19 protein-coding genes are annotated in these 25,289 nt (G+C 69.9%); 13 read left to right on the forward strand and 6 right to left on the reverse strand.

Going from position 1 to position 25,289, the window contains the following annotated elements:
- The first annotated feature begins 140 nt into the window (after positions 1-140).
- From ABZ725_RS46925 to ABZ725_RS46950, 6 genes are all read left to right on the forward strand, one after another.
- On the forward strand, positions 141-2,891 hold the full coding sequence (locus tag ABZ725_RS46925; RefSeq protein WP_358808498.1) for an AAA family ATPase: 2,751 nt from the start codon (positions 141-143) through the stop codon (positions 2,889-2,891).
- Positions 2,892-3,100: 209 nt separating this feature from the next.
- Positions 3,101-5,383 (forward strand): hypothetical protein, encoded by a 2,283-nt coding sequence (locus ABZ725_RS46930; protein WP_358808499.1) that lies wholly within the window; start codon positions 3,101-3,103, stop codon positions 5,381-5,383.
- On the forward strand, positions 5,380-6,534 hold the full coding sequence (locus ABZ725_RS46935; protein WP_358808500.1) for a hypothetical protein: 1,155 nt from the start codon (positions 5,380-5,382) through the stop codon (positions 6,532-6,534). The genes ABZ725_RS46930 and ABZ725_RS46935 overlap by 4 nt, the downstream gene beginning before the upstream one ends.
- Before the next feature lie 5 nt (positions 6,535-6,539).
- On the forward strand, positions 6,540-7,334 hold the full coding sequence (locus tag ABZ725_RS46940) for a hypothetical protein (protein WP_358808501.1): 795 nt from the start codon (positions 6,540-6,542) through the stop codon (positions 7,332-7,334).
- Positions 7,335-7,351: 17 nt separating this feature from the next.
- Positions 7,352-7,537: a hypothetical protein gene (locus ABZ725_RS46945; protein ID WP_358808502.1), complete on the forward strand. Its 186-nt coding sequence runs from the start codon at positions 7,352-7,354 to the stop codon at positions 7,535-7,537.
- 10 nt (positions 7,538-7,547) lie between these two features.
- A complete protein-coding gene (locus ABZ725_RS46950; protein ID WP_358808503.1) occupies positions 7,548-11,561 on the forward strand; it encodes a CHAT domain-containing protein in 4,014 nt (1,337 codons plus the stop codon).
- A gap of 12 nt (positions 11,562-11,573) precedes the next feature.
- Here ABZ725_RS46950 and ABZ725_RS46955 read toward each other — a convergent pair whose 3' ends face one another.
- On the reverse strand, positions 11,574-12,356 hold the full coding sequence (locus ABZ725_RS46955; RefSeq protein WP_358808504.1) for a hypothetical protein: 783 nt from the start codon (positions 12,354-12,356) through the stop codon (positions 11,574-11,576).
- A 348-nt stretch (positions 12,357-12,704) separates the two neighbouring features.
- On the opposite strand from ABZ725_RS46955, the gene ABZ725_RS46960 reads away from it, so the two are divergent.
- Both ABZ725_RS46960 and ABZ725_RS46965 read left to right on the forward strand, forming a co-directional pair.
- The gene (locus tag ABZ725_RS46960) at positions 12,705-13,649 is read left to right on the forward strand and encodes a S66 peptidase family protein (RefSeq protein WP_358808505.1); all 945 of its coding nucleotides are present in this window, start codon (positions 12,705-12,707) and stop codon (positions 13,647-13,649) included.
- Positions 13,650-13,726: 77 nt separating this feature from the next.
- Positions 13,727-14,227, forward strand: coding sequence for a helix-turn-helix domain-containing protein (locus ABZ725_RS46965; protein ID WP_358808506.1), 501 nt, complete (start codon positions 13,727-13,729; stop codon positions 14,225-14,227).
- On the opposite strand, the gene ABZ725_RS46970 is transcribed toward ABZ725_RS46965, so the two are convergent.
- The 4 genes from ABZ725_RS46970 to ABZ725_RS46985 form a co-directional block, all read right to left on the reverse strand.
- Positions 14,185-14,361, reverse strand: coding sequence for a WD40 repeat domain-containing protein (locus ABZ725_RS46970; protein WP_358808507.1), 177 nt, complete (start codon positions 14,359-14,361; stop codon positions 14,185-14,187). The two genes, ABZ725_RS46965 and ABZ725_RS46970, sit on opposite strands and share 43 nt — an antisense overlap.
- A gap of 70 nt (positions 14,362-14,431) precedes the next feature.
- Complete coding sequence (locus ABZ725_RS46975) at positions 14,432-14,770, reverse strand: transposase (protein WP_358808508.1); 339 nt, start codon at positions 14,768-14,770, stop codon at positions 14,432-14,434.
- Positions 14,767-14,991, reverse strand: a complete 225-nt coding sequence (locus ABZ725_RS46980; protein ID WP_358808509.1) for a hypothetical protein — start codon at positions 14,989-14,991, stop codon at positions 14,767-14,769. The genes ABZ725_RS46975 and ABZ725_RS46980 overlap by 4 nt, the downstream gene beginning before the upstream one ends.
- A gap of 411 nt (positions 14,992-15,402) precedes the next feature.
- Positions 15,403-15,909, reverse strand: coding sequence for a GNAT family N-acetyltransferase (locus ABZ725_RS46985; protein WP_358808510.1), 507 nt, complete (start codon positions 15,907-15,909; stop codon positions 15,403-15,405).
- Here ABZ725_RS46985 and ABZ725_RS46990 point away from each other — a divergent pair.
- Positions 15,815-16,048, forward strand: a complete 234-nt coding sequence (locus ABZ725_RS46990; RefSeq protein ID WP_358808532.1) for a hypothetical protein — start codon at positions 15,815-15,817, stop codon at positions 16,046-16,048. The genes ABZ725_RS46985 and ABZ725_RS46990 overlap by 95 nt on opposite strands.
- 907 nt (positions 16,049-16,955) lie before the next feature.
- Here the strand turns inward: ABZ725_RS46990 and ABZ725_RS46995 are convergent.
- Positions 16,956-17,756 (reverse strand): aminoglycoside phosphotransferase family protein, encoded by an 801-nt coding sequence (locus ABZ725_RS46995; protein WP_358808511.1) that lies wholly within the window; start codon positions 17,754-17,756, stop codon positions 16,956-16,958.
- Between ABZ725_RS46995 and ABZ725_RS47000 the strand changes: the two genes are divergently transcribed.
- The 4 genes from ABZ725_RS47000 to ABZ725_RS47015 are packed head-to-tail and all read left to right on the forward strand — an operon-like array spanning position 17,653 to position 25,270.
- On the forward strand, positions 17,653-19,134 hold the full coding sequence (locus ABZ725_RS47000) for a Wzz/FepE/Etk N-terminal domain-containing protein (protein ID WP_358808512.1): 1,482 nt from the start codon (positions 17,653-17,655) through the stop codon (positions 19,132-19,134). The genes ABZ725_RS46995 and ABZ725_RS47000 overlap by 104 nt on opposite strands.
- 3 nt (positions 19,135-19,137) lie before the next feature.
- Positions 19,138-21,072 (forward strand): asparagine synthase (glutamine-hydrolyzing), encoded by a 1,935-nt coding sequence (gene asnB, locus ABZ725_RS47005; RefSeq protein ID WP_358808513.1) that lies wholly within the window; start codon positions 19,138-19,140, stop codon positions 21,070-21,072.
- 17 nt (positions 21,073-21,089) lie between these two features.
- Positions 21,090-23,288, forward strand: coding sequence for a bi-domain-containing oxidoreductase (locus ABZ725_RS47010; protein ID WP_358808514.1), 2,199 nt, complete (start codon positions 21,090-21,092; stop codon positions 23,286-23,288).
- Positions 23,285-25,270 (forward strand): alginate lyase family protein, encoded by a 1,986-nt coding sequence (locus ABZ725_RS47015; RefSeq protein WP_358808515.1) that lies wholly within the window; start codon positions 23,285-23,287, stop codon positions 25,268-25,270. Before ABZ725_RS47010 ends, ABZ725_RS47015 begins: the two co-directional genes overlap by 4 nt.
- Positions 25,271-25,289 lie beyond the last annotated feature (19 nt).

Here is a 25,289-nt window from a genome sequence, read left to right on the forward strand (position 1 = left end):
GTGTGGAGTGCTCCAGTAACGGGTTGTTCGTCCCCTCGCTGCGACTTCCGGGTATATGTCTCGAAGGTCAATCGGCTCCCGGTATCGAGTGCACCGTCGCGCGTGCACCCGGCGGGAGTGCTTCCGGGGGAAGGAACTGCATGTCGAGGCAAGTGCCTGAAGCGTTGTTCTTCGGCAGGGTGGAAGAGCTGGCACAGATGGGGGCCAGGTTGGTCCGGGCCGCGGAGGGTGAGCCGCAAGCCGTCCTCATCGACGGGCCGGCAGGCATCGGAAAGACCTCGCTCGTGCGGTGTTTCCTCGCCGGTCTCGGCACGGATCACTGCCTTTTGCAGGCGAGCGGGGACGAACTCGAGATGCATCTGCCGTACGGGGTCGTCACGCAGCTGCTACCGCACCAGACGCACGGCGTCGCGGACGCCGGAGCCTCTCTGCCGGACCCCATCGCCGTCGGCGCGACCCTCATCGACGCTCTGGGCAGGTTCCAGGACCGTGCGCCGGTCATTCTGGTGATCGACGACGTCCAGTGGGCGGACACCCCTTCACTGCACGCGCTCACGTTCGTACTGCGGCGCCTGCGCGTGGACCGGGTGCTCACGGTGCTGGTGACCCGCGACGCGACCGACCCGCGGTTGCCGCACGGACTGCACCGCATCTTCGAGGAGGACACGACCGCCAGACTGACGCTGTCCGGACTCGGCGTCGCGGAACTCGCCGAGCTGAACCGGGCGCTGGGCCTGTCACCGCTGCCCCGCTGGGCCCTCGCTCGGCTCAGGGACCACACCGTAGGAAACCCACTGCACACCAAGGCGTTGCTTCAGCAGTATCCGGGCGAGCTGCTGAGCGCGGGCGACAACTTCTTGCCCGCACCACGCCGGTACGAGCGGCTCGTCGCTGAGCGGCTCGACGGTTGCGCCCCGTGCACACGTCGACTCGTGGGCGCCGTCAGTGTCCTCGGCATGTCCGCTCCGCTGCATGTGGCGGCGGAACTCGGCGCCGTTCCGGACCCGTTGGAGTCGTTGGCGGAAGCCATGACACGGGAACTGCTTGCAGAGGGCGCGGTCGGCGCCATGCCCAGGGTGGCCTTCCCTCACCCACTGCTGCGGGCCGCCGTGTATCGCGGTCTGGAGCCCGGCGAACGCTCCCGCCTGCATCAGCTGGCGGCCGGTCTCTCGGACGATCCGAGCATCACGCTGCAGCACCGGGTGTGCGCCGCGGTCGGCCCCGACCGCGGGCTCGCGGACGAACTCGAGGGGTTCGCGGGGCAGCAGGCGGAGGAGGGCGCCTGGTCGGCCGCGGCCTCCGCCTCGATGTCGGCCGCACGGCTGGGTCCGGACCGCTCCCGCAGCGCACAGCGGATGCTCCAGGCGGTCGAATACCTCCTTCTCGCCGGGGACGTCAGTCAGGCCGCCGAACTCGAACAGGAAGTCCGGGAGACTGATCCCGGCGCCGAACAGCACTATGTGCTGGGCCATCTCGCCCTGACCGCCGGACGGCTGGACGAGGCTCGCCGTGAACTCTCGGCCTGCTGGGAAAGCTGTGACGCGGCGACCGGTACCGAGACCCTCCGCAAGGCCGCCGAGCAGTTGGCGTGGCTGTGCCTCATCCAGGGTGACGCGCCGAACATCATCGAGTGGGCGCGCCGCGGACTCGGCCTGCCGCCGGGCACCCGATCGTCCTTCCTGCGGGACTCCCTCGCGATCGGATTGGCTGTCTCCGGCGAGTACGAGGAAGCCATGAAATCCCTTGCTCATCTGCCGCTGTCAGGGCCGCGCAACAGCCCCGAGCAGTTGGACGGCCTGCTCGCACGCGGCATGCTGCAGTTGTGGAACGGGCAGCTGAGCGAGGCGTGTCGAGATCTGAGGGACACCTTCGCCTCGCACCGACGCGGTGGACTGCCGTACGCCGCCCTCGTGGCACTGGGGTTTCTCACAGATGCCGAGTACCGGGCCGGATCATGGGACGACGCCGTCGCACACGGCACACAGGCCGTCTCCCTGGCCGAGGACACCGACCAGATTTCCATCCTCGCCGTGGTGCACGCCGTGACCGCCTTTCCCCTCGCCGGACGGGGCGACTTCCGGACGGCCGAAGCGCATGCAAGGGCCGCAGCCGTACACGCCCGGATGCTCGGAGACATCAACGACACCGCGTTCGCGGCCACGGCACTCGCCATGGTGCACACCGCCCGCGGCGACTACGAGAACGTGGTCACCGGGTTGAACCCGTTTCTGGGACAGGAGATCGTCCACCGCAACGGCATCGAGGAGGTCGGCCTCCTCCCCTGGCGTCCGCTGCTCGTGGAAGCCCTGGTCCGCACCGGTCGTGCGGCCGAGGCACGAGACGTGCTCATCCCCTACGAGCGCCGCGCCACCGAGCGCCGCCGATGGCTCGACCAAGCGGCGGCCGCGCGCTGCCGCGGCCTCGTGGAAGAGGCCCTCGGAAACGTCGAAGCCGCCGAGCGCGCCTTCCACGACGGGCTGGCCCACTGCGAGCGGGGTGAGCCCTGCTTCGAGAAAGCCCTGCTGCTCCTCGCCCACGGCACCTTCCTGCGTCGCGCCCATCGCCGCACCGACGCGGCGGCCGCACTCGAACCCGCCTCCCGAACGTTCCACCGGCTCCAGGCCACGCCGTATCTCGAGCGATGCAACAGGGAGCTGGCAGCCTGCGGCCGAGCGGCGGCGGCACGCCCGGAGGATGTCGCACATCCCGTGCTCACGTCCCAGGAACTCACCGTCTGCAGGCTCGCCATGCAGGGCATGACCAATCGTCAGATCGCCCGCGAACTGTTCCTCAGCGTGAAGACCATCGAGTACCACCTCGGCAACGCCTACGCCAAGCTGGGCATCACCTCCCGCATGGGTCTGATGGACAAGCTCGGACGAGACGGCTGAGACACCGCTCAGCGGCAGCCGCCGGCCTGTCAGGGCACCGACCCTGGGACGGCGACTCGCAACCCTGGGGACAACCCCGGGGTCATCCCCAGGGTCCCGCCGGTGGCTCCCTCCGTAACGTGCTGAGCGAGGCAGCAGCCGTCCGGCGACGGGGTCGGAACGGCGACGCCGTACGTGATGTGCAGGAATGCGAGGGGGGCCGGTCGCCCATGAGCGACAACAAGGAACGTCTGGACGCGGTGCTGCGCCGACGGCGGGCACATCTGCCGGTGGTCGACGAACAGGTCGGCCGCTGGCGAAGGATTCACCAGTTGGCCACGGAGCTGGGTGCCGCCGTCCTCGGTGGCGACCCGTCCGCGGACGACCCGGCTCAGGCCGTGCTGAACTCTCTCGACGCGGACACGATGGTGCGGGCGGCGCAGGACTGCCTGGACGTGCTTGCCACGGTCCGCGCCAGGGTCAGCCGCGCCACGGTCGACATCGGCGTGAGCGGCCGTGCCCGCAACGGCAAGAGCACGGTGCTGCAGTCGCTGTCCGGACTCGACGACCGGCAGATTCCCAGTGGGCGCGGCCGGCCGGTGACGGCCGTCCGCAGTCGCATCCACCACTCGGCCACCGACCGTGGCGCCCGGTTGGCGATGCACAGCGAGACGTCGTTCCTCCAGGACGTGATCGGTCCGTACCACACCGAGCTCGGCCTGCTGCCGGCGCCACGTGACCTGTCGGAATTCGTGAACTACGCTTACCCGCGCGTCGATGGCGTGAGCGGACCCGAACAGCCGCGGCTGGCACCGCTCCTGGCCCGCGTGCGCGAGGCCCAGGATGCCCTGGCCACGTACCGGCACTGTCTCACCGGCGAGGTCCGCGGCGTGGACCTGTCGGACATCAGGGAGTGGGTCGCCTACCCGGAGACCGGCCAGGGCGGCGCTGTGAAGCGGCCGTACCTCGCGGTCCGGGACGCGACGATCACCTGTCCCTTCCCGATCGAGGACGTGACCGCCCTGGGGCTCGTGGACCTGCCCGGCCTCGGCGAACTGGTGCCGGCGGCGGAAACACATCACGTGGACGGTCTGCGCAACGACGTGGACTTCGTGATCGTCGTCAAGCGCCCGACCGACACCAACGCCATGTGGGCCAAGGAGGATGCCGACGCACTGGAGCTCGTCGCGAGCGTCTGCGGGGTGGCCGATGTACGGGACTTCGCTCTCATCCTGGTGAACACGGGCGAGTGCCTTCCCGAGAACGTCCGGGCGCTCGACGACGACCTGCGGGAACGCCTCAACGGCTCCGATGCCGACCGGGGTTACTGGGTGATCCTCGCGGACGGCGCCGACCGTGACCTCGTCCGCGACGAGGTGCTCCAGCCGGTCCTGGAGCACCTGGCGACCGCTCTGCCGCGCATGGACAAGGCGGTCATCGACGACGCTGTCGGAGTGTGCCGCGACCGCACGGCCCGCATCCGGGCCCAACTGGCCGACTGGTCCGACGCGTTGCGGACGGCGGCTGTGCCCACCGCCACGGAGCAGGTGATCGCCCGTGCGGCCGCGCTGCGCGAGGAGGTGGCCGCCTCCGTCCAGGCCTGGGTGGACACCCTTCGCGAACGGACCGCGGACGACTACGAGGACACCGAGTACTTCGCCCGCGTCACCGAGGTCCACGAGGACGTCCGCGAGTGGGTGCTCAGCGGATTCGGCGAAGGCGTCGAGGCCTGGCAGCGGCGGGCGCTGAACCGCTTTCGCGTGGACCGTGCTTCTCTGCCGTTCGCCGTCGCCCAGCTCAATGGCGCACGGGTGGAGATCGCACGCCGCTGTTCGGCGGTGGACGATCTCCTGACGCAACGCCGGGACGACTACTGGACGGGTCTGGTCACGGCGCTCGGCCCCAGGCTGGCACGGCTGGTCGACGAGGCCGGCCCCGCACGCCCTGTCCGCCCCCAGGACTCCCTGATGACCTTGTCGCGTGTCCTGCGCGACGCATCCGACCCCTGTCCCACCCTGGCCGAGACGCTCGAGGTCGCGTTGGACATCCGGCTCGACTACCACACCCGGGTGCTGCCCAGGCTGCGGCGTGCCCTCGACGTACTGTGCCCCGAGCCTGACGACCCGTCCCGCGAGACGGGCCCCACCAGCCTGCTGTCCGTGCCGCGTACGGCCGACGGGGCCGAGTTGCTGCTGGAGCGCATCACCCAGCTGGCCCGGCAGGCGGCGTACGACGCCCAGTCGGTCCTCGCCCAGGAGCCGGCGGCAACGGCTCAGGCGCTCTTCGCCTACGGCGAGCAGTTCGAGGACGCCTTCGTCCGGTCCGAGTCCTCCGAGGCGGAGTTCCGTCGTCTGGTCGGCGGATTCCACGGCCGCATGTGGCCCGGCGACCGAACAGGGACGCGGGCCGCTACGGAGCGGGTGCGTCAGGTCCGGGATCTGGTGACCGCTCTGCGCGAACTGCTCACCGACACGGACCGGTACCCCACTGGTGCAGAGGAGATCGGGCGTTGACTCCGTCGTTCAAGGTATCGATGGTCGGTCCGTCCAGGGCCGGCAAGACGACCCTGCTCACCGCCATCCTGGCCGAGACGCAAGCCATGTTGGCGGGCAGCGGAATCACCCTCGTCATGGACGAGGAGACCGAGATGAGGGTCCGCAGGAACCAGAAGAGTCTGCGCCGGGCCATCGAAGCGCGCGAGTTCGATGCCGGCGCACTCGGCGGGACTCAGTCGCTGGCGCTCTACAACGTGGGGCTGCGGGCGCTGGGGAACGGTACGGAAGGCATCCCGTTCAGCATTCTCGACTACCCGGGCGGCTGGCTCGACCCTTCCGCCCGGGCCCGCGTCGTCGAGGCCAGGGAGAGGTGGCCCGAGTGCGAAGCGCACATCGCCGAAAGCCTCATGCTGCTGGTGCCCGTGGAATCGGCCGTCCTGATGGAGGCTGCGACCCCGGCCCAGCGCCGGGCCTCGGCCGACCTTCTCGGTTTCGAAGACATCATTCCGATGGCTCGCGCATGGGCTCAGGCGCGCAATCTTCCCCAACATCGCGACGAGCCCGCCACTTTGCTGCTCGCCCCTCTGAAGTGCGAGACGTATTTCGACGACAACGGCGGAAAAGGCCGTGAGGCCGCACAACTGCGGCAGCTGGTCCGGGAGAAGTACAGGACGATCGTCGAAACCGTCGAGAAGGAAAGCAGGAATCGCCCGGTGAGGGTGGTGTACGCACCGATCGACACCTACGGATGCGTCGACCTGATGGAGGGGAAGTGGAGCGAAACGACCGACAGCGACGGTGATCCGACTCTGGACTTCCGGGGACACTATCGCTTCCGAGGCATTCCGCCCGAGGTGAAACCCAAGGCAGCCGGCACCGTCATGCAGGAACTGTGCCGGTGTGTCATTTCCGGCCAGGTCACGGCAGAACGCCGACGGGCCGCCACCGCAAGGGGCACCTACCAGGCCGCGCTGGAACGAAAGTCGGAGCGCAAAGGGTTCTGGGGAACGCTGGATTACTACCTCTCCGGCGAGGCACGGGCCAATGCAGATACCCGAGTGACAAGCCAAGAAGAGATGGAAGCGGCGACCCGGCGCCGAAGGCTGCTGAAAGCCGCACTGGAGCACATCGCCAGGGAACCCGCCGACGAGCGAGTAGAGGAATGGTGAACACCATGCGCGCCCATCTGATGACCCGGGGCACCCGGCGACGCCACGACTATGCGTTCCTGGGCGAGGTTCCCCCCGACCAGTGGTGGAAGGAACTGGCTCGCTGGGTGCTCCTGGAGAGCGAGGAACTCGTCGTCCGGCGCCAGGAAGACGGCAGGACCGGTCTTGTCGTCAGCGGCATCCCCTCCCGGCGCACCGACGCGATCGGCACGCGCATCCGGCACACCTTGGTGGTCGACGCCGTGCACGAGGACCAGCGGCTCGCCCGGTGGCTGGTGCGGTGCGGACTGGACGACGCGGAGCGGACACGGCTGGGCGAGGCCCTGGACGCCGCCTTCGACGGCGACCTGGTGGACGCGCTCATGTCCGGTGAGGACGGCGAGGTCGACACCCGACTGCTCGACACGCTGCTGAAGGCTGCAGGCGACGCAGAGGGCGGTGAGACGTCGCAGGACGTCCCGGGGTCCTGGGCCGGTGACGTCCATGATGAGGCTTCGGTCCGGGCGTTCATGGCGCGCGTACGGCGCCTGCTGACGGAGGAACCGGCAGGGTACGCCTTCACCACACATGCCCTGGGCTCCGTGAGCGGTGCGGAGCGGGCGGCCTCGGCCCTTGCCGACGAGGTGGCCGTACTGCTCCACGACGGTGCACTGCGGGGAGTGCAGCACCTGGGAAAAGGTCCCGCCCCGGCGCGGGGCCCGGAGAGGACGACGGGCGACCGGAAGGCTCGCGCGGCGGTACTGACCCTGGTCGGCCTGGCGGTGGCGCTGGGACTCTGGTGGGTGTTCCGGCGCAGCTGAGGAAGCTCCTGGCGGCCGTGGTCGACGGGACGCAGGCGTCGTACAGCCTGAGGAGGGAGGGAGCCGTCGGCGAGGTCGTCCTCACCCTGCAGGGAAAATCCGGCGGATTCCGTCTCGTGCTCGATGCGTCGCTGGCGGAGGAGCTCGTAAATCCGGTCGTGTGGCTCCGGGACGCGGCCGCCCGACGCGAACACGACGGCTAGGAGCAGTGGCATGACCAGTGCGCTTGATCATCCGGCCTGGCCCCGCCCCACCCAGCGGCCGACGAACGACGGCGAAGGGCTCGTCCCGATACCGGAGTGGGCGGCTCCCCTGGTGGACGACATCGAGGTCGCCATGGCACGAAGCGACGTCGGCCTCATGCTGCATTCCCTGCGCCGCCTCGTCGAGTCCGCCCGGCCCGACAGTGACTCACGCTGGCTGTGGGCGGCGGCTCAACAGGAACTCGGGGATGTACTCGCCCAAGTGTGCCGGCCCCATGACAGACCGGGGATGCGGGAGGTCATCGCCGCCTACCGAGCGGCGTTGGAGGTATACACACCGGGGTTCTGCCCCGTCGAATTCGCCACGGTGCAGAACAACTTGGGCAATGCGTACCGCATGCTGCCGGGATCGGACGGCCCGCACGGCGGCGAGGAGGCGGCCGAAGCTGTCGAACAGGCGATCTCCGCCTACCTCGCGGCGCTCGCCGTCCGGACCCTCGACACGGACCCCTACGGCTGGGCCAGAACCCAGAACAACCTGGGCAGCGCTTATGCCGAGCGCCTGCGCGGCAGGTCGGCCGACAACAGGCAGCGGGCGCTACAGGCATATCGCGCCGCGCTGGAAGTGCACGACATCCTCGAGTACCCCGACGACTACGTGATGGCGCAGACCAATCTGGGTCTGCTGTACCTCGATTGCGCGGACGGCACACGGCCCGATGTGCTGGACCTGTCGATGGCGGCCTTCCTGAGCGCGCTGCTGGTCCGCACCCCCTGGACGGATCCCCGGCGGCGTCAACGACTCGTCCGCAGCATGTACGACGCGTTCCGGTCCCGTCTGGGTCTGACGCCGTCCGGTCTCCGGGAGGAGACCATCGCCCGTCTCGCCCCTGTCGTCGAGGTGCTCGCGCAGGCGGGAGCACCACTGAGCACCGAGAGCACACCGGTCATCGAGGACTCCTCGGCCTTCGACGATTCCTCGGCCGTCGTCAACTCCACCCGGGTGGACCCTGACCTGTTCGTCTCCTACTGGCACGACTTCCACAGGGTCATTCCCCTGCCGGAACTCATCGGGATGATCACCTCGCCGGAAGCCGACCGGCAGCCGCACGTGCGGATCGCCATGCTGCGCGCCGCCCTCCAACGCGATGACGTCGTACTGCCTTCCTTCCGCGCCGACCTCCTCGACGAACTGGCCCTGGCCCTGCTGCACCATCCGTCGGACGACGCGGCACAGCACCAGGAAGAGGCGATCTCCGCCTTGGAAACGGCGCTCGAGGCATACACCCGCGAGGACGACCCGCTGAAGTGGGGGACGATCAAGAACCACCTCGGAGCCGCCTACGGCCAGCGGCTCTCCGGGGACCGCGCGGAGAACCTAGAACGCGCCGTCCGGCACTGCACCGACTCCATCGGGACACGTCCTGTCGGATCCCTGGACTGGGCGCTCTTCACCGGCCAGCTCGGCCAGCTGTACCGGGACCGGCGGTTCGGTGATCCGAGGGAGAACCACGACCGCGCCGTCGCGGCCTTCGAGCAGGCCCTGACCGTCTTCGACCGCGAGGATCATCCGTACGAGTGGGCCAGACTGCGCAACAGCACGGGGTACACGCGGCTACGCCTGCGCCGGGACGAAGCCGATGCGATCGAGAGGGCCGTCGAGGACTTCCAGGCGGCACTGACGGTCCTGACCTGCGAGCAGTACCCGGTGCCGTGGGCGGGCACTCTGTTCAACCTCGCCTCCGCACTGCTGGAGCGGCCGTCGGGGGACGCCTCGAAGAACATCGAGCAGGCCATCGACAACCTGAACCGGTCCCTCACGGTACGCACGCGCGAACGCGATGCCGTCGAATGGGCACACACCCAGCACAACCTGGGCCAGGCCTACTACAGAAAGCTGTCAGGAGAACGCACTGACAACCTGAACCTCGCGGCGCGATGCCTGCGGGCCGCCCTCGAGGTGCTCACGCTGGCCGACCGGCCCGCCGACCACCGCAGCACGGTGGGCACGCTGGGCATGATCGAGGCTCACCGCGGCAACTGGCAGACCGCGCACGAGGCCTTCGCCTCCGCCTGTACCGCGGGAGACCTGCTCCTGTCCCGGGTCAGCACGGGCACCTACGGATTCGACGACGTGGTGCGGCGAGGCCATGAGGCCGGCGAGCTGGACGCCTTCGCTCTCGCGCAACTGGGACGCCTGGACGAGGCCGTTGAGTCACTCGAGAACAGCCGGGCGCGGTCACTCGCCGAGGCACTGGCGGTGCGATCCGCCGACCCCGAGCGCATCGAGGACCAAGACCGCAGGAGGCGTTTCGTCGAAGCACACCTGGCGCTCACCACCGCCCAGTCCGCCGTCGACGACCTGGGGTGGCGCCAGTGGGATCCCGCGGCCGGCGACGGCACGGACGCGGGCGGCGAGACCGTCGCGTTGGCGCGGGCGGAGGCGCTGGGAGATGCCAGGCGACGGTTCCAGGCGGTGGTCGCCGAGATCCGCTTGGCGAAGGATCCGGCCGACTTCCTCGACCCCGTACTCAGCGCCGACCGGATCGCCGCGGGTGCAACCCACCCGATCGTGTATCTGCTGGCCACGGAATGGGGCGGCCTGGCCCTGGCCGTGCGTCCCTCCAGCAGCCCTGCCGGGGCGGGGAGGATCCTGGCCCTACCCTTGCCCGAGTTCACCGACGCGTTCGCGCGCGACCTCGTCCAGCTGGTCGTCGATGACCGCTCAGGGCGCATCGTGGGCGGCTTCGGGCCGGCGCAGGAAGGCATCGGACTGGGCTGGATCGTCCATCAGTGGCCGGGCGACACATTCATGGCGAAGGCCGAGCACCTGCACGACGTGTGCCGGCAAGCAGGGACGGACAGCACGTTCGGCGCAGCCGCGCTGGCCTGTTCACGGCATCCCGGGCTTGAGGAGATCGCCCGTCGGCCGCTGCGCGAACTGGATGCGCAGAGCCTGTCCCGGCTTGCGGCGACGCTGCATCATCACATCCTTGCCGGTGAGCTGCGCCGCTGTCTGCCGAAGCTGGCCGAGGCGGCCATGGAGCCGCTGACGACCTGGCTTCTCGAGCAGGGAATGACGAAAGTGACTCTCGTCCCGTGCGGCTTCCTGCCGGCCTTTCCTCTGCCGTGTGTGCCCGTGTCGGTGCCGCAGACCGAAGCGTCCCCCGCAGAGGTGCGACGCACGGTGGGCGACCTCCTCTCCATGACGGTCGCACCGAGTGCCCGCACCGTCCTGGATGTCACCAACGGCACTGGCAGGTCCGGTGTTTACGCGCTGGGTGATCCGCATCCCACCCACCGGCAACTGCGGTGGAGTGAAGCCGAGGCCCTCACCGTCGCGGCCCTGGCCGGCGATTCGGCCCGCGCCCGTGTGCATGAGGCCGCGACACGGGACTGGCTCGTCGAGAGTCTTCGCAAGGGGACCGTGGTCGTCGCTTCGTGCCACGGCGAGTTCGACGGCGTGGACTTCCTGAATTCCCGGCTGCTGCTGGCCCGTGGACAGACGCTGACGCTGCGCGACGCCCAGGGGGACATGGTCCACCTCGACGGCCTGCGACTGCTCGTCCTCTCGGCGTGCCAGACCGCGGTCATGGACCTCCGCGGGGCACGGGAGGAGGTCCGAAGTCTGGCGGCCGGAATGCTTCGAGCCGGGGCCCAGGCGGTTGTGGCTCCTCTGTGGGCGGTGGACGACCGCGCCACCTATCTGCTCATGGTGAGGTTCGCTCAGGAGTGGCTGCCCGCCATGGAGGAAACCGATCTTGCGGAGGCGCTGGCCAAGGCGCAGGCCTGGCTGCGCACCGTGACCTACCGCGAACTGGCGGCCTGGAGCACGGACCTCGCGCCCTCGCAAGCCCCACGGCAGGCCCCGGCTGCGCCGCGCGGCCGGGGCCTTCGATTCTCCGCCGACGCGGCGGAGAGTCTGATCGGGGAGTTCGCTGAGCGCAAGGCGGCGAGCTCACCGGACGAGACGCCCTATGCCGAGCCCTGTTTCTGGGCGGGCTTCGTCGTGCACGGGCGTTGACCGGATCCGAACTCAGCAGAGAGGGATGCTCGGCTCGTCGGTCAGCACACCAGAGCGGTTGCGCCCCCGAAACAGCATCAACAGGTCGACGGGAGCGAAGCCGTGACTGCCCATCATGAACTGAACCGTCGCACTCAAACCGAAGGTGGCTTGTACAGTGGTGCCCTTGGGTTTGCGGACAAGCATGAACAGTCGATGCGGCCCACTGATCTCCCGCTGTTCCGTGCGGCGGAAGTTCCACGCCGGCCGGGTGCCGCGGAGATCGAAGGCTTCGACTCGACTGGTGTACTGGATCCCCTCCTCCATACGCTCACGCGACGGCAGCGTCAGTGTCGCCTCGACCGGCTCGAAGCCGAAGGTGACGTCCACTCCCGGACGTTGCGAGGTGACCGTCACGGTTCGGGCCTCCTCCAGCCGCAGCGGGAAGAGGTCGTACGCGATGGCCTGCGCCCCGGTCGACCGCTCGCCCCCGTCGACCGTGGTGACCAGCTCCGTGGTGAACCGCGCTTGGGTGAACCGGGAGCCGACCGCGGCCTGGAAGGAGCACGTCAACTGCACTTGGTGGAACTCGAAGTCGTCGAACTGACGCCTGAGCTCGACTGAAGCCTCGACCTGCGGGTCCAGCGCGACGACGACGGGCTCACCGATCGATATGTAGCTCGGCTCCCGGAAAGGCAAGGCGACCTCTCCCTGCCCTCTGTCGACGGCACCGGGCCCCAACTCGTCTTCCATCAGCAGCACATCCACCTCGGATGCACGCCCCTCCGCCACGAAAAGTGGCCCATGTTCGCCCATATACAGAATTATTCTTCATACACGGAGATCCTGAAGGCACAGTCCCCGCTTCTGTGCCGGTTCGTTGGAGGTCTGGGGCGGCGAGGTCGGGCCGGCAGCCAGCGTCGAGGGCGTCCTCGGGGCGCCGGTGAACGTTCCTCGGCGCCGGCCATCCCTGGGTTCACCGTCATGTCAGCGTGGCGGTGGTCGGCGCCCGTCGGCCTCCTGTCGGGATTCCGGGGCCTTGCCTGATCGCGTCGAGGAGGCGGAATACCAGCAGTACCTGCGTAGTTGTCCGCCGTTGTCGATCAACAAGGAGGGCCTGTGCCTACGATCCGTCGTCCCCGTGCGCTGCGTTCCGGCGATCTCGTGGTCGTCGCCGCGCCCTCGGGCCCGCTCGAGCCCGATGAGGAGCCGCTGCTCGCTCGCGGTGTGGCGATATTGGAGCGGATGGGTTTCCGCGTGCGGGTCAGCCCGATGGTCGACCCCGCGCAGAGCCGCTGGTGGGCGGCGGGCGCTCCGGCGGAGCAGGCTGCCGAGCTCAATGCGCTGCTCCGGGATCCGGAGGTGCGGGCCATCGTCGCGCACACCGGTGGTCAGGCGACCATCGGTTATCTCGATCTGATCGATCTGGATGCGGTCCGGGCCGACCCGAAGCCGATCCTCGGCTACAGCGACATCTCACTGCTGCACATGGCGTTGTACGCCAAGACCGGCCTCGTCGGCTTCCACGCCGACATCGTCACCCACGGTTTCGGCAGCGATTGGTACACGTTGGGCGACGAGGCCCGTCGGTCCGAACTCGTCGACCTCTACGCCCGTGTGCTGACCAAGGCCGAGGCGCCGGGCGTGCTGCCGGCAGGGGGGACTTGGGAAACCTGGCAGCCGGGCCGCGCGCAGGGACCACTGGTCGGCGGCCTGCTGAACCGCCTGGTCCAGTTGCAGGCGACGCCATTCGCACTGGCCGCCGAACGGTTCGACGGCGCCGTCCTGTTCTGGGAAGAGCTACAGCGGCCGGTCACGCGGATCTGGTGCGACCTGCATGCCTTGCGGCTGTCCGGTGTGCTGGACCGGATCGCGGGCATGGTGGTCGGCATCCCGAGTGAGGTCACGCCCTACGAGGGCGGCGGAGACCAGGTCGGTCTGCGCGACGTCGTGCTCGACGTCCTGGCGCAGCGTGACATCCCCGTCCTCGCCCAGGTCGACTTCGGCCACACCTCGCCGAACCTGCCGCTGCCCCTCGGCGTCCGTGCAGACGTGGACGCGGACAACCGGACCCTGTCCCTGCTCGAGTCTGCGGTCGCGGAACGCTGAGTTCTGTCGGATCCCGGCACGGGTCTCGGCGGGCTGCGGCCCGTCGTGATCCGCTTCTCCCGATCGGCCCGCCTGCCATGCCCGTTGCCCCGGCCTGCCCGACAATCCCGACCGCCGCCGAACGTGAGCGGTTGAAGAGGACGGCTTACGGCCACAAGATCGAGCACCGGCTACGGATACGCGCGCAGGTCGTCCTGCACGCGGCACAGGGACGCTCCAACGCGCGCATCGCCCACGAGACGGGCCTGCACTGGGACACGGTCCGCGTCCGGCGCGGCCGCTTCGCCCGCGGCAGGCTGCGGGCCCTGGCCGACCGCAGACGCTCCGGACGTCCCGCCCTGTTCACTCCCGTGCAGGTCGCCGAGGCCAAGGCGCCGACCTGCCGACTTCCCGCCGAGACCGGCGTACCGCTGTCGCGCTGGTCGTGTCCGGAACTAGGTCCTGTCGTTTGGATCACGCCGCAGACGCGGGGTGTGGCACGCCCATCTGCACTGATTCAGAGATCTTATGGCGTGGGAACATGCGGCTGCGCAAACTACTTACTCTTGTCCCAGATCCGCACTTCCCCGTCGGCGTAAGCGGCGATTCGGGAGGCGTCCGCACTGAACGCGAGGGCGGTAACCGTACTACGGTGACCGGTCACCGAACCGATCCTGGTGCTGGTTCGGGTGCTGGCGTCGACGATGTGGAGGGCGCCAGATGATACGCCCACAGCCAAGTAACGAGTAGCCGCACGATAGGGCTTGGGACGTGCTGGCCTGGCGGTTCGGCTTGGGAGTGGATCAGCAGGCCGTCGCGCGGACGAGGTCGAGTTCCGTGCTCGGCCTGCTGCGGGTTGGGCGCTTTGCGCTGCGGTCGGAGACCAGGGTGCCGATTGCGGCGATGACCTCGGGCAGGCCGTCGCGCTCGCCGGTCCAGCGTTGCAGCGACCGCCACTGCTTGACCTCTGCGTTGGCGTGCTCGACCATGATCCGCCGTTGGGATTGGCAGCGGCGCGCGTGGTCGTAGAAGTTGCGCTCGGACGGCCCGGCGTCCGCCGCTGGTTTCTTCGGCGGGGCGCTGACCTGGCCGGGGAAGTCGCGGGCCAGGCCGGCATAGCCGGAATCGACTTCGGCTTTCACGTTCGGGTGCAGCCGCAGCTGCTCCTCGATGCCTCGGTGCGTACTGCGGTGGCATCGTGCATCCGGCCCGGGCGGATCGCCCCGAGCCACAGCTCCCGGCCCTGCTCGTCGCTGATCTCCATGTGCGCCTCGACGAGGTCCTCTACTTCCTCCTCGACCTCAGCCAGACGCGGCACGACCTCGGTCACGCCGCTTTGCGTGTTGAACAGCTTCAGCCCCACCACTCCCCTGCACGACCACGATGCCAGAGGGCAACGCCAGCAGGATCAGGGATATTTCCGCCACCGAAATCCGTCTTGAAAAGGGCCCAACACCCAGACATGCATACACAGAACAGCGCGATACAGGTTTCCCGGTACAGCCCCACGCACATCCGTGCCACCTGGTGCGGGACAGGGAGCGTGGAGGAAGCATCCAAGGCGTTCGCATTCTCGAGGGCGAAGGGCTACGACCGCGTTCGCCAGGGGAAGTTCCCGTGCCGCGTGCTCCGCATCGGCCGCAGCACGCGGGTCGTCACCACGTCCCTGCTTCGGGTGCTCGACAACGGCGAGCCCGAGTACAACCCAGCCCACGAAGGAGCCCTCAGAGCATCTTGACCAGCCACACGAAGAGGCCCCGCCGGAGCAACCGCGTCATTCCGAAGGAATGCGAAACTCGCATTCGGGACGGTCCCACGGCACGGCGGGCGGGTTCGCAAACGCGGTCCCGGTCCGCACCGCACCCACGCGGTGGTAGAAGTCCTCGGCGGGAACATGCGACACGACCTTGACACAGTCGAGCCCGGCGGCACGGGCCTCGGACTGCATGTGCGCCACGAGCAGCCGTCCAATACCACGTCCTTGCGCTTCGTCGGCGACGAACAGCAGGTCGAGCTCCGGTGGAGCGAGGACGAGCGAGTAGAACCCGAGGACCCGGCCTCCATGCTCGTCGGCGCCGACGGCCACGAAGGCGCGGTGGGCCTCGATGTAATCAGGACCGACCCGGTAGCCCGCCACTGCGGCCGCGTACTTACCCTCGTAGGCGCCTGAGCCACGCACGAGCCGCGTGAGCCGTTTGGCATCCCGCGCGACGGCCCTCCCTATCGTGATCGGCTGGCTGATCGGGGAAGTGCGTGAACTCGTCGGGGGAGTATTTCGCACCGGGGTGTGCCTTCGTGCGGCGGGTCGGCTGCTCGGGCAGGCGTTCCCGCACCGCTTCCGGGAACCGCTCGCCCAGGCCCCGATCGGCCACGTCACTGCCGTCGAATCGGCCGCCCGCCAGCAGCAACTGGCCCCCTAACCGATGCAGAGGAACTGGAGAACGGCGTGGTCGACGGCTGCTCTCCCTGGGCCTGCCGTGGCGAAGCCGAGCCGGTACAGGAAAGTTCCGAGCCAGCCTCGTGAGGCGGATCATCCTCGACGTGTTCGCCGTCCCCGGCGGCTGGACCACACCCGCACCGTCCCCGAGGCCCGCGACATCGGCCTGGAGTGGGACAGCTGGGCCTACAAAACCCGGGCCTGAGTCGTTCAGTTGACGATCCAGACCGATGTCGCCCGCTATTCCGTATGGATCTTCTCCAGTCGGATTCCCGGGCTGACCACCTCCCCTGGAAGGGGCGTCTACGGCGAGGTGAATCTTGGTGGTCAGCCCGCGCCCAGCCGCTCCCACTGTGCATCCGTCAGATCGCCACGAGACATTCGAAGATCGTTTCACGATCTTGATCAACACCTCAAACACGCCCGCACGGCCCATCCGAGACCCAACCCGAAGGTCAGACGATCGGCGCGCTCACGATCCCGCCGCTCGAGCGCCCTCCAGCCGTACGCCACGCTCGCACTGTACATACCGCATGCGTCCTCCGCTGTCGATTGCGCAACGGCCTCGATGCGCCTTGCTACCTCTCCTCGTTCACCTCACAGCGACCCTCTGCCTCACCATCGGAGATCTCGTGTGCCGACCGGCTGCCGGTGCACCGCAACCGGAACCGCATCCAGGCGCACAATCGAGAGCAGGCTTGCCGCGGTCGGCGTCTGCTGCGAGCGCGTCACGCCAGGCGACGCCCGCGATTACGTTCGTGCCTCCGGTGTCCTGGCCGGTCCGAGACGGGTGTCCGCGCTTCCGCGTCGGTGCAGGTCATCGACTATGGCCCCGAGCGGAATCGGGAGGGCGCCTCACGCCGCGTACCAAGCACCGACGCAGGTCACTGTCACACGAGCAGCGCCTCGAGCCCCGGAAGTCGGCCGAACAGGTCGGGGAGGCCGCGCACCCCGTTGCGCACGGACTCGTGCGACAGCGCGAGGTCAGGGCCGGTGCTCGCCTGGACACCGGCGAGGCACCGGAGGATGTTCCACCTCGTGTGCCCCAGCCAGCCGCCGATCATGAACACAAACCAGCTCGGACCTGACGGCGGCAGCGCTCCGCCCCCCGCGACATAGCCGTCCAGAACCGAGCGGAAGATGGCGGGCTTGATGTCGTCGAAGCCAGGTCCCTTCGCGAGGCTCAGCGCGGTCGAGCCGAGCTCACCGGCCAGGTCGAGCATCCCCGAAAGCTCCCAGTCGAGCACCACCGGCCGACCCTTTCGAGCGAGCAGGTTCCACGGTTGGATGTCCCTGTGGGTCAGCACGACGGGGCCTGGCCGTTCGCAGGTGTCGACGAAGTGGGCAATCGCGAGGAACGTCTCGACGTGAGAGGCGAGCTCGTCGGCCCACGGCTGTCCGGTCGCCGCCGCCCGCGCGGCGAGCTCGGGCCAGTCCCGTGACGTCGGGTCCTCGATCGACACATGGGTCCACGCGACGTCGAGCGCGTGGATGCGCGCGAGGATCTCACCGATCTCAAACGCGTACGCCGCCGACACCGGCGCTTCGGGCACCTTCTCGCCCTCGACCCATACCCTGGTGGCGGCGGTGCGCAGGCGGCGCCGCCTCTGGTGCTCCCTCGCGCTGCTGGGGCTGCTCGTCGGCGCGGCGGTGGCGTTCCTGCTGCCGCAGCCGCCGACCGCGGTGACCAAGGTGCTGGTCGCGCATGAGGAGGACCAGCCGAACGACCCCGGAACGCTGATCCGCACCGACGTCGCGCTGCTGCAGACCACACGGATCGCCGACAAGGCCCTGAAGTCCCTCAAGTCCCAGGAAGAAGCCGAGGACTTCATGCAGGACTACAGCGGTATCGGTCTGACCAACAACGTACTGCAGATCACCGTGACCGGTGACAGCGACGCGGAAGCGGTGGCCCGCGCCCAGGCGTTGGCCGATGCGTTCGTCGCGGACCATGTGAGGCGGATACAGGAGACCGCGGACGCCGAGGCCAAGGCCCTGCTCGACCAGCGCGACCAGTTGAAGGACCAACTGACCCAGGTCAACAAGGCGATCGGAGACGGAACGCAAGCGAGCGGGCCGGAGTCGTCGGCGGACCTGGAGTCGCTCTACGCCCGCCGGGCCGAACTCACCTCGCAGATCACCGATTTCAGCCAGCGCGCCGCGGAAGCGAGCATCGGCACGCCCCGGCTCGTCGCCGGCACGCAGATCGTGGACGCCCCTCACATGGTGCGGCACTCCCTGCCCAAGACCGCTGCCACCGACGCCGGGATCGGGCTCTTCCTCGGGCTCTTCCTCGGGCTCGCGGTGGCCGCGGTCGGCGCGGTGGTCGCGGACCGTCCCGTGCTGCGCCGGGAGATCGCCGTGAACCTGGGCGCCTCGGTCATCGCGGAGCTGCCCCACCGGTCGACCGGGCGATGGCAGCGCCGCCGGGTCCGGGCGGCACGCGAACGGCTCACCACGTCCCTGGCCCGCGCCGTGCGCGGCTCCGCGGAACCCGTGTCGCTGCTGGAACTGGGCTGCGCGCGCAACACGAGCGTGATCGCCCTGGACCTCGCCAGGGCACTGGCGGCGGAAGGGCCCGTGGTCATCGTCGACGGTCTGCCGGGCCGGCAGCTCGCCGGCCGCCGCCCGAAGCCGGGGGACCCGGCCGTGGTCACCGGCAAGCGTGCCGCGGCCGGGCCACACCAGGAGCGCCTGCTCGGCGTCGGCTCGGTGGCGCCCGGCACGGCGTGGACCGACCTCCAGTACCTCGGCACTCGGACCGTGCTCGTCGCGCGCGCCGGGCACGGCAGCGCCGCATGGCTGCACACCGTGGCGCGGCAGCTCGCGGACCAGCACATTCCGGTGATCGGTGTGGTGCTGATCGACCCCGATCCGCGTGACCGGACCGACGGCACGCTGTGGGACGGGCCGCACACGGCGCTGCGCGGCCAGAACGAGCGGCCGGCCCGGCAGAACGATGGGGGTACCTCCCACGCCGTTCAGGCAGTGAGGGAGGGCCAGCGGTGGCCGGAGCGGCTGCCGATGTGGGCGGCACGGGTCCCGGACAGCGACCAGGAGGCGCGGTAGCACATGTGTGGCATCGCAGGCACTTACCGATGGCCGGACGGGAAGGTCGTGACCGACCGGCTCACCGATACCCTCGCCCATCGCGGTCCGGACGGGACGGGCCGGTACAGCCACCCCGTCGGTGACGGCGAAGTGCACCTCGGACACCGCCGGCTGGCCATCATCGACCTGTCCGGGACCGGCGCCCAGCCGATGGTCTCGGGCGGCCTCGTCCTGACGTACAACGGCGAGCTGTACAACGCGCCCGAGCTGCGTGCCGAGCTGGCGGCGGGCGGGGTGCGCTTCCGCGGTACCTCCGACACGGAGGTGCTGCTGGAGGCCTGGCGGCGCTGGGGCACGGACTGTCTGCCCCGGCTGCGCGGCATGTTCGCGTTCGGGATCTTCGACGAGCGAACCGGTGACCTGGTGCTCGCCCGCGACCAGCTCGGCATCAAGCCGCTGTTCCTGCTCCGGCGCGGCGAGGGCCTGATGTTCGCCTCCGAGCTCAAGGCGCTCGCTGCCACGACCGGCGGGTCGCTGCAGGTGGACCATGCGGCGCTGGTGGCTTCGCTGCTGTACTACTGGGTGCCCGACTCACGGTGCGCGTTCCGCGAGGCGGAGAAGCTGCCGCCGGGGAGCTGGCTGCGGTGCCGGCCCGACGGCCGGGTGGAGCGCGGCCGGTTCTGGAACCTGAAGGACGTCGCCGCCGAGGGCCAGGAGCGGGCGCGGTCCGGCGAACAGCCGGATCTCGCCGCCGTCGTCGAGGATTCGACCCGGCGCCACCTGCTCTCCGACGTCCCCGTGGCGACCTTCCTCTCCGGCGGACTGGACTCCAGCTACCTGACCGCGCTGGCGGCCCGCGACCGACCCGGGATCTCCGCCTACACGATCGGGTTCCGCGCGGAGGACTCCCGGTTCGAGGCGATGCCGGACGACCTGCGCTACGCCCGGCAGGTGGCCGAGCGGTTCGGCGTCGACCTGCACGAGATCGAGATCGCTCCGAATGTGCTCGACCTGCTGCCGCAGATGACGTACCACCTGGACGAGCCGATCGGCGACCCTGCCGCGATCAACACGTTCCTGATCTGCTCGGCCGCCCGGGAGGCCGGGGTCAAGGTGATGCTCTCGGGGATGGGCGCCGACGAGCTGTTCGCCGGTTACCGCAAGCACCTGGCCAACACGATCGCGCTGCGCTACCAGCGCGTCCCGCGGCCCCTGCGGCGCGGCCTGTCCAGGGCCGTGGACCGGCTGCCGGTCGCCACGGCCCGCCGGGGGTACCGGTCGGTGCGCTTCGCGAAGCGGTTCCTCTCCTTCGCCGATCTGCCCGAGGAGACCGCGTTCCGGCGCAGCTACACCATGTACGACCGGCGCGAGCTGCTCGCCCTGATCGATCCCGACCTGGCCGGGACGGTCGAGGACGTGCTGACCGAGCACGCGGACGTCTACCGGGACAACGACCTCGACGACTTCGTCAACCGCATGTGCCTGACCGACGCCCGGATGTTCCTGCCGGGCCTGAACCTCGCCTACACGGACCGGTCGAGCATGGCCGCGTCGACCGAGGTGCGGGTGCCGTACGTGGACGTCGAGGTGGTCAAGGCGGCGTTCGCCGTGCCCGGTGATCGCAAGATCGTCGGACGGCAGGGCAAGGCCGTCCTCAAGGAGGCGGCCACGTCGATCCTGCCCCGGGAGATCGTGTACCGGCCCAAAGCCCTGTTCAGCGCCCCGCTGCGCGCATGGATGAGCCGGGATCTGGCACCGCTGGTGCGCGAGGTGGTGAACGACGGTGTGCTCGTCAGTTCCGGGCTCCTGCGCCGCGACGCGCTGGCGCGCATGGTCGCCGAGGACGCCGCCGGGCAGCGGGACTTCTCCAAGCATCTGTGGCATGTGCTGACCCTCGAGCACTGGTATCGCGGCGCGACCTCCGGGGCCGGCCAGAACTCGTCCTTGACGGCATAGAGACAAGAGGACTTCGGGTGAAACAGGTTGTGCAGAACTACAAGAGCGGCGAGCTGGCGGTGCTCGACGTGCCGGTGCCGGGGTGCAAGCCGGGCGGTGTGCTGGTCCGCACCGCCTACTCGCTGATATCCACCGGGACCGAGCTCATGAAGGTGTCCGAGGCCGGCATGTCGATGCTGGGCAAGGCCCGCTCGAGGCCGGACCAGGTGGCCAAGGTCATGCAGAGCGTGGCCACCAACGGGCTGCCCGCCACCTACCGCAAGGTGATGGGCAAGCTGGACTCCTACACACCGCTGGGCTACTCGCTGTGCGGGGTGGTCGAGCAGGTCGGCACCGGGATCGACGATGTGAAGGTCGGCGATCTCGTGGCCTGCGCCGGCAATGAGCACGCGTTGCACGCCGAGCTGAACTGGGTGCCGAAGAACCTCTACGCCCCGGTCCCCGACGGTCTCGCGGCGCGACACGCGGCCTTCGGCACCGTCGGGTCGATCGCGATGCAGGGCGTCCGCCGCGGCGAGCCGCAACTCGGCGACGTGGCACTGGTCATCGGCCTCGGACTGATCGGGCAACTGGTGGTGCAGCTCCTCGCCGCCGCGGGAGTCCGCGTGGTCGGAGCCGACCCGGACCCGACGCGCTGCGAGCTCGCCGAGCGCCTGGGCGCCACGGCCTGCGGCGACCCCGCGTCCCCGGCCGTGGAGGCCGCCGTCGCCGAACTCACCGACGGCCACGGCGTGGACCAGGTGTTCCTGGCCGCCGGCGGCGGCAGCAACCAGCCCGTCGAGCTGGCCGCCCGGCTGAGCCGGGACCGCGGTCGGGTCGTCGACATCGGCAAGTGCCGCCTGGACCTGCCGTGGAACGCGTACTACGAGAAGGAGCTCGACGTGCGGTTCTCCCGCAGTTACGGCCCCGGTCGCTACGACCCGGAGTACGAGCTCGAGGGCCGGGACTACCCGATCGGCTACGTGCGCTGGACCGAGCGCCGCAACCTGGCGTGCTTCCTCGATCTCGTCGCCCGCGGCCGCGTCGACGTGGAGCCCCTGGTCTCCCACATCGCCGACTTCGATGACGCCGTCGAGACGTACCAGCGCCTGAAGGACGGTGACCTGAAGGCCGTGGCCGTGCTGTTCCGGTACCCCGAACACGCGGGGGAAGCGGAGGAAGCGGGGGCCCCGGCGGTGGCCGTGCCCACGGTGAAGCGACCCGGCGGCGGAGCGTCCACCCCGGCCCGGTCCGCCAAGGCGCCGGTGCGCCTGGCATTCGTCGGCGCGGGAAACTACGCGACGTCGATGCTGCTGCCGCACCTGGCACAGCGCGACGGCGTGGAGCTGTCCACGGTCGTCACCACGACGGCGTTGTCCGCGGCCAACGCGCAGCGGAAGTTCGGCTTCACCGAGGCGACCACCGATCTCGACGCCGTGCTCGGCGACATGTCCATCGACGCGGTGTTCGTGGTCACCCGGCACAGCTCGCACGCCGAACTGACCCGACGGGCGCTGCTCGCCGGCAAGACGGTGTTCGTGGAGAAGCCGTTGGCGCTCACCGAGGACGAGCTGGCCGACGTGGTCGCGGCGGTGGAGGAGTCCGGCAACGACCGGCTGCAGGTGGGCTTCAACCGCCGGTTCTCGCCGCTGCTGCAGGAGGCCAGGCAGCGGTTCGGCGTCCGGACCGGTCCGGCGAGCCTCCGCTACCTGGTCAACGCGGGCCGGCTGCAGCACGGCAGCTGGTACCTCCAACAGGGCACTGAGGGCTCGCGGTTCGTCGGTGAGGGCGGGCACTTCATCGACACGGCGAGCTGGCTGCTCGAGGCCGACCCGGTCTCGGTGTACGCGGTCGCCGCGTCCGGCAACGAGGATCTGCAGGTCGTGCTGCGCTACCCGGACGGGTCCACCGCCACCATCAGTTACGTCACCACCGGCTCGCCCGGCTTCCCCAAGGAGACGCTGGACCTCGTCGCGGACGGCAAGGTGCTGCGGCTCGACGACTTCGTCCGTGCCGCTGTCTACGACGCCCGCCGCAAGCGGTGGGTCAGTTCGCGGCTGCCCAAGGCCCGGGACAAGGGACAGTCCGCCGAACTGGCCGCATTCATCAAGGCCGTGCGGACCGGCGGTCCGATGCCGGTGCCGCTGGAGTCGCTGGTCGCCACCACGGCGGCCACCCTCGCCGTGCAGACCGGCCTGGCCGGCGGCGCGCCGGTGACGTTGGCGAGGGCGCGATGACGGTGAGCTCGGGGAGTCCGGGCTGGTACCTACGGCGGCTGTCCCGGATGGGACCGCGGGAGGTCGGCGGCCGGGCGGGCGACGCGGTGCGCAGGCGGCGGTGGCGGTCGGCGCGGCCGCACGGCCCGGGCGTGACCGGCGCCCGGTTCACCGCGGTACTGCCCGCGGAGGCGATCGCCGCGGTGCCCCCGGACGCCGCGAAACGTCTCATCGCCGAGGCGGACCGGCTGATGGCCGGGCACGCCGAGTATTTCGGGGTGGTCCGCGACGACCTGGCCGACCCGGACTGGTGGTACGACCCGAAGACCGGGCGCCGGGCTCCGTGGGGCTACGCCTTCGACGTGCCGTACCGGAACGAGGACGCGGTCGGGGACATCAAGCAGATCTGGGAACTGTCCCGCCATCAGTACCTCACCGTGCTCGCCGCCGCCTACGCGATCACCGGGAACGAGCGGTACGCCGAGCGAGTGGCCGAGCACCTGCGGTCGTGGTGGAGGGGCAATGCGCCGCTGCGCGGAGTGCACTGGACCAGCGGCATCGAGCTGGGGATCCGGCTGCTGTCCTGGGTGTGGATCCGCCGGCTGCTCGACGGCTGGCCGGGCGTGGCCGCTCTGTTCGAGGGCAACCCGGTGGCACTGAACCAGATCTGGCACCACCAACGCTGGCTGGCCGCCTTCCCCAGCCGGGGGTCTTCGGCGAACAACCACGTCATCGCCGAGGCCGCCGGGCAGGCCGCCGCGGCCTGCGCCTTCGGGTGGTTCCCCTCGTCGGCGCGCTGGCGGGCCGACGCGCTGCGGTCGCTGGAGCGGCAGCTGCGCGCCAACACCTTCGGCTCCGGCCTCAACCGCGAGCTGGCCACCGAGTATCACGGACTGGTGCTGGAGCTCGGCCTGGCCGCGGTGGCCGAGGCGGATGCCGCCGGTGTGCCGGTCCCCGCGTCGATCCGGCTGGTGCTGCTGCGGATGACCGACGCGCTGGCGGCCGTCGTGGACAACCGGCTACGGCCGCCGCGCCAGGGGGATGCCGACGACGGGCACGGTCTGGTCGTGGACGGCGCGGGCACCGACCGCTGGGCCTCGCTGCTGGCCACCGGGGACGCCGTGTTCGGTCGGCTCGCCTGGTGGCCGACGGTGACCGGCAGCGACGTGCGCACCCCGCTGCTGGCCTCGCTCATCCGGCCGTACTCGAAAAGTGGAACCGCACCGGCCGCGTCCCGCCCGGCAGGCCGACCGGACCATTTCGCCGACGCGGGCATGACCATCCTGCGGAGTCCGCAGGAGAGGGCGGAGATCTGGTGCCGCTGCGACGGCGGTCCGCACGGATTCCTGTCCATCGCCGCGCATGCTCACGCGGACGCGCTGTCCGTGGAGGTCCGGCACGACGGGGTCGACGTGCTCGCCGACCCGGGGACGTTCTGCTACCACGGGCAGCCCGAGTGGCGGCAGTACTTCCGGTCGACCCTCGGCCACAACACCCTGCGACTGGACGGCGTCGACCAGTCCGTCTCGGGCGGCCCGTTCCTGTGGACCCGGCATGCCCGCAGCCGCGTCCTGGTGGCGGACACGTCCGGCGACTCCGACAGGGGGACGGCCCGCTGGTACGCCGAGCACGACGGTTATCAGGGCTCCGCGCACCGCCGCCGGGTGGAGCTGAGGGCCGCGAGCCAGGAGCTGACGGTGGTCGACGAGGTGCGCGGTCCGCGCCGGACCGTGCAGCTGGCGTTCCACCTCGGCCCGACGATCGCCGCGGACCTGGCGGGGAACCGGGCGGTGCTCACCTGGACCCGGGACGGCGAGGACCGCTCCGCGGCGCTCGACCTGCCCGGGCAGCTGAGCTGGCGGGCGCATCGCGGCGAGAGTGACCCGCCACTGGGCTGGTACTCCGCCGGCTTCGGCCGCAAGGAACCCACCACCGCGCTGATCGGCACCGGCTTCGCCGACGGCACGCAGGGGTTCACCACCGTACTCAGGTTCCACGGCTAGGGGCTACTGATGGATCTCC

The sequence above is a fragment of the Streptomyces sp. NPDC006872 genome, from assembly GCF_040635845.1.
Taxonomy (GTDB): Bacteria; Actinomycetota; Actinomycetes; order Streptomycetales; family Streptomycetaceae; genus Streptomyces.

What these genes read in the sequence shown, in the direction of transcription:
- ABZ725_RS47015 (WP_358808515.1), top strand. Translation starts at nt 23,285, where the DNA reads ATGACGGTGAGCTCGGGGAGTCCGGGCTGGTACCTACGGCGGCTGTCC.
- asnB (WP_358808513.1), top strand. Translation starts at nt 19,138, where the DNA reads ATGTGTGGCATCGCAGGCACTTACCGATGGCCGGACGGGAAGGTCGTG.
- ABZ725_RS46940 (WP_358808501.1), top strand. Translation starts at nt 6,540, where the DNA reads ATGCGCGCCCATCTGATGACCCGGGGCACCCGGCGACGCCACGACTAT.
- ABZ725_RS46930 (WP_358808499.1), top strand. Translation starts at nt 3,101, where the DNA reads ATGAGCGACAACAAGGAACGTCTGGACGCGGTGCTGCGCCGACGGCGG.
- ABZ725_RS46955 (WP_358808504.1), bottom strand. Translation starts at nt 12,356, where the DNA reads ATGGGCGAACATGGGCCACTTTTCGTGGCGGAGGGGCGTGCATCCGAG.
- ABZ725_RS46965 (WP_358808506.1), top strand. Translation starts at nt 13,727, where the DNA reads ATGCCCGTTGCCCCGGCCTGCCCGACAATCCCGACCGCCGCCGAACGT.
- ABZ725_RS46950 (WP_358808503.1), top strand. Translation starts at nt 7,548, where the DNA reads ATGACCAGTGCGCTTGATCATCCGGCCTGGCCCCGCCCCACCCAGCGG.
- ABZ725_RS46925 (WP_358808498.1), top strand. Translation starts at nt 141, where the DNA reads ATGTCGAGGCAAGTGCCTGAAGCGTTGTTCTTCGGCAGGGTGGAAGAG.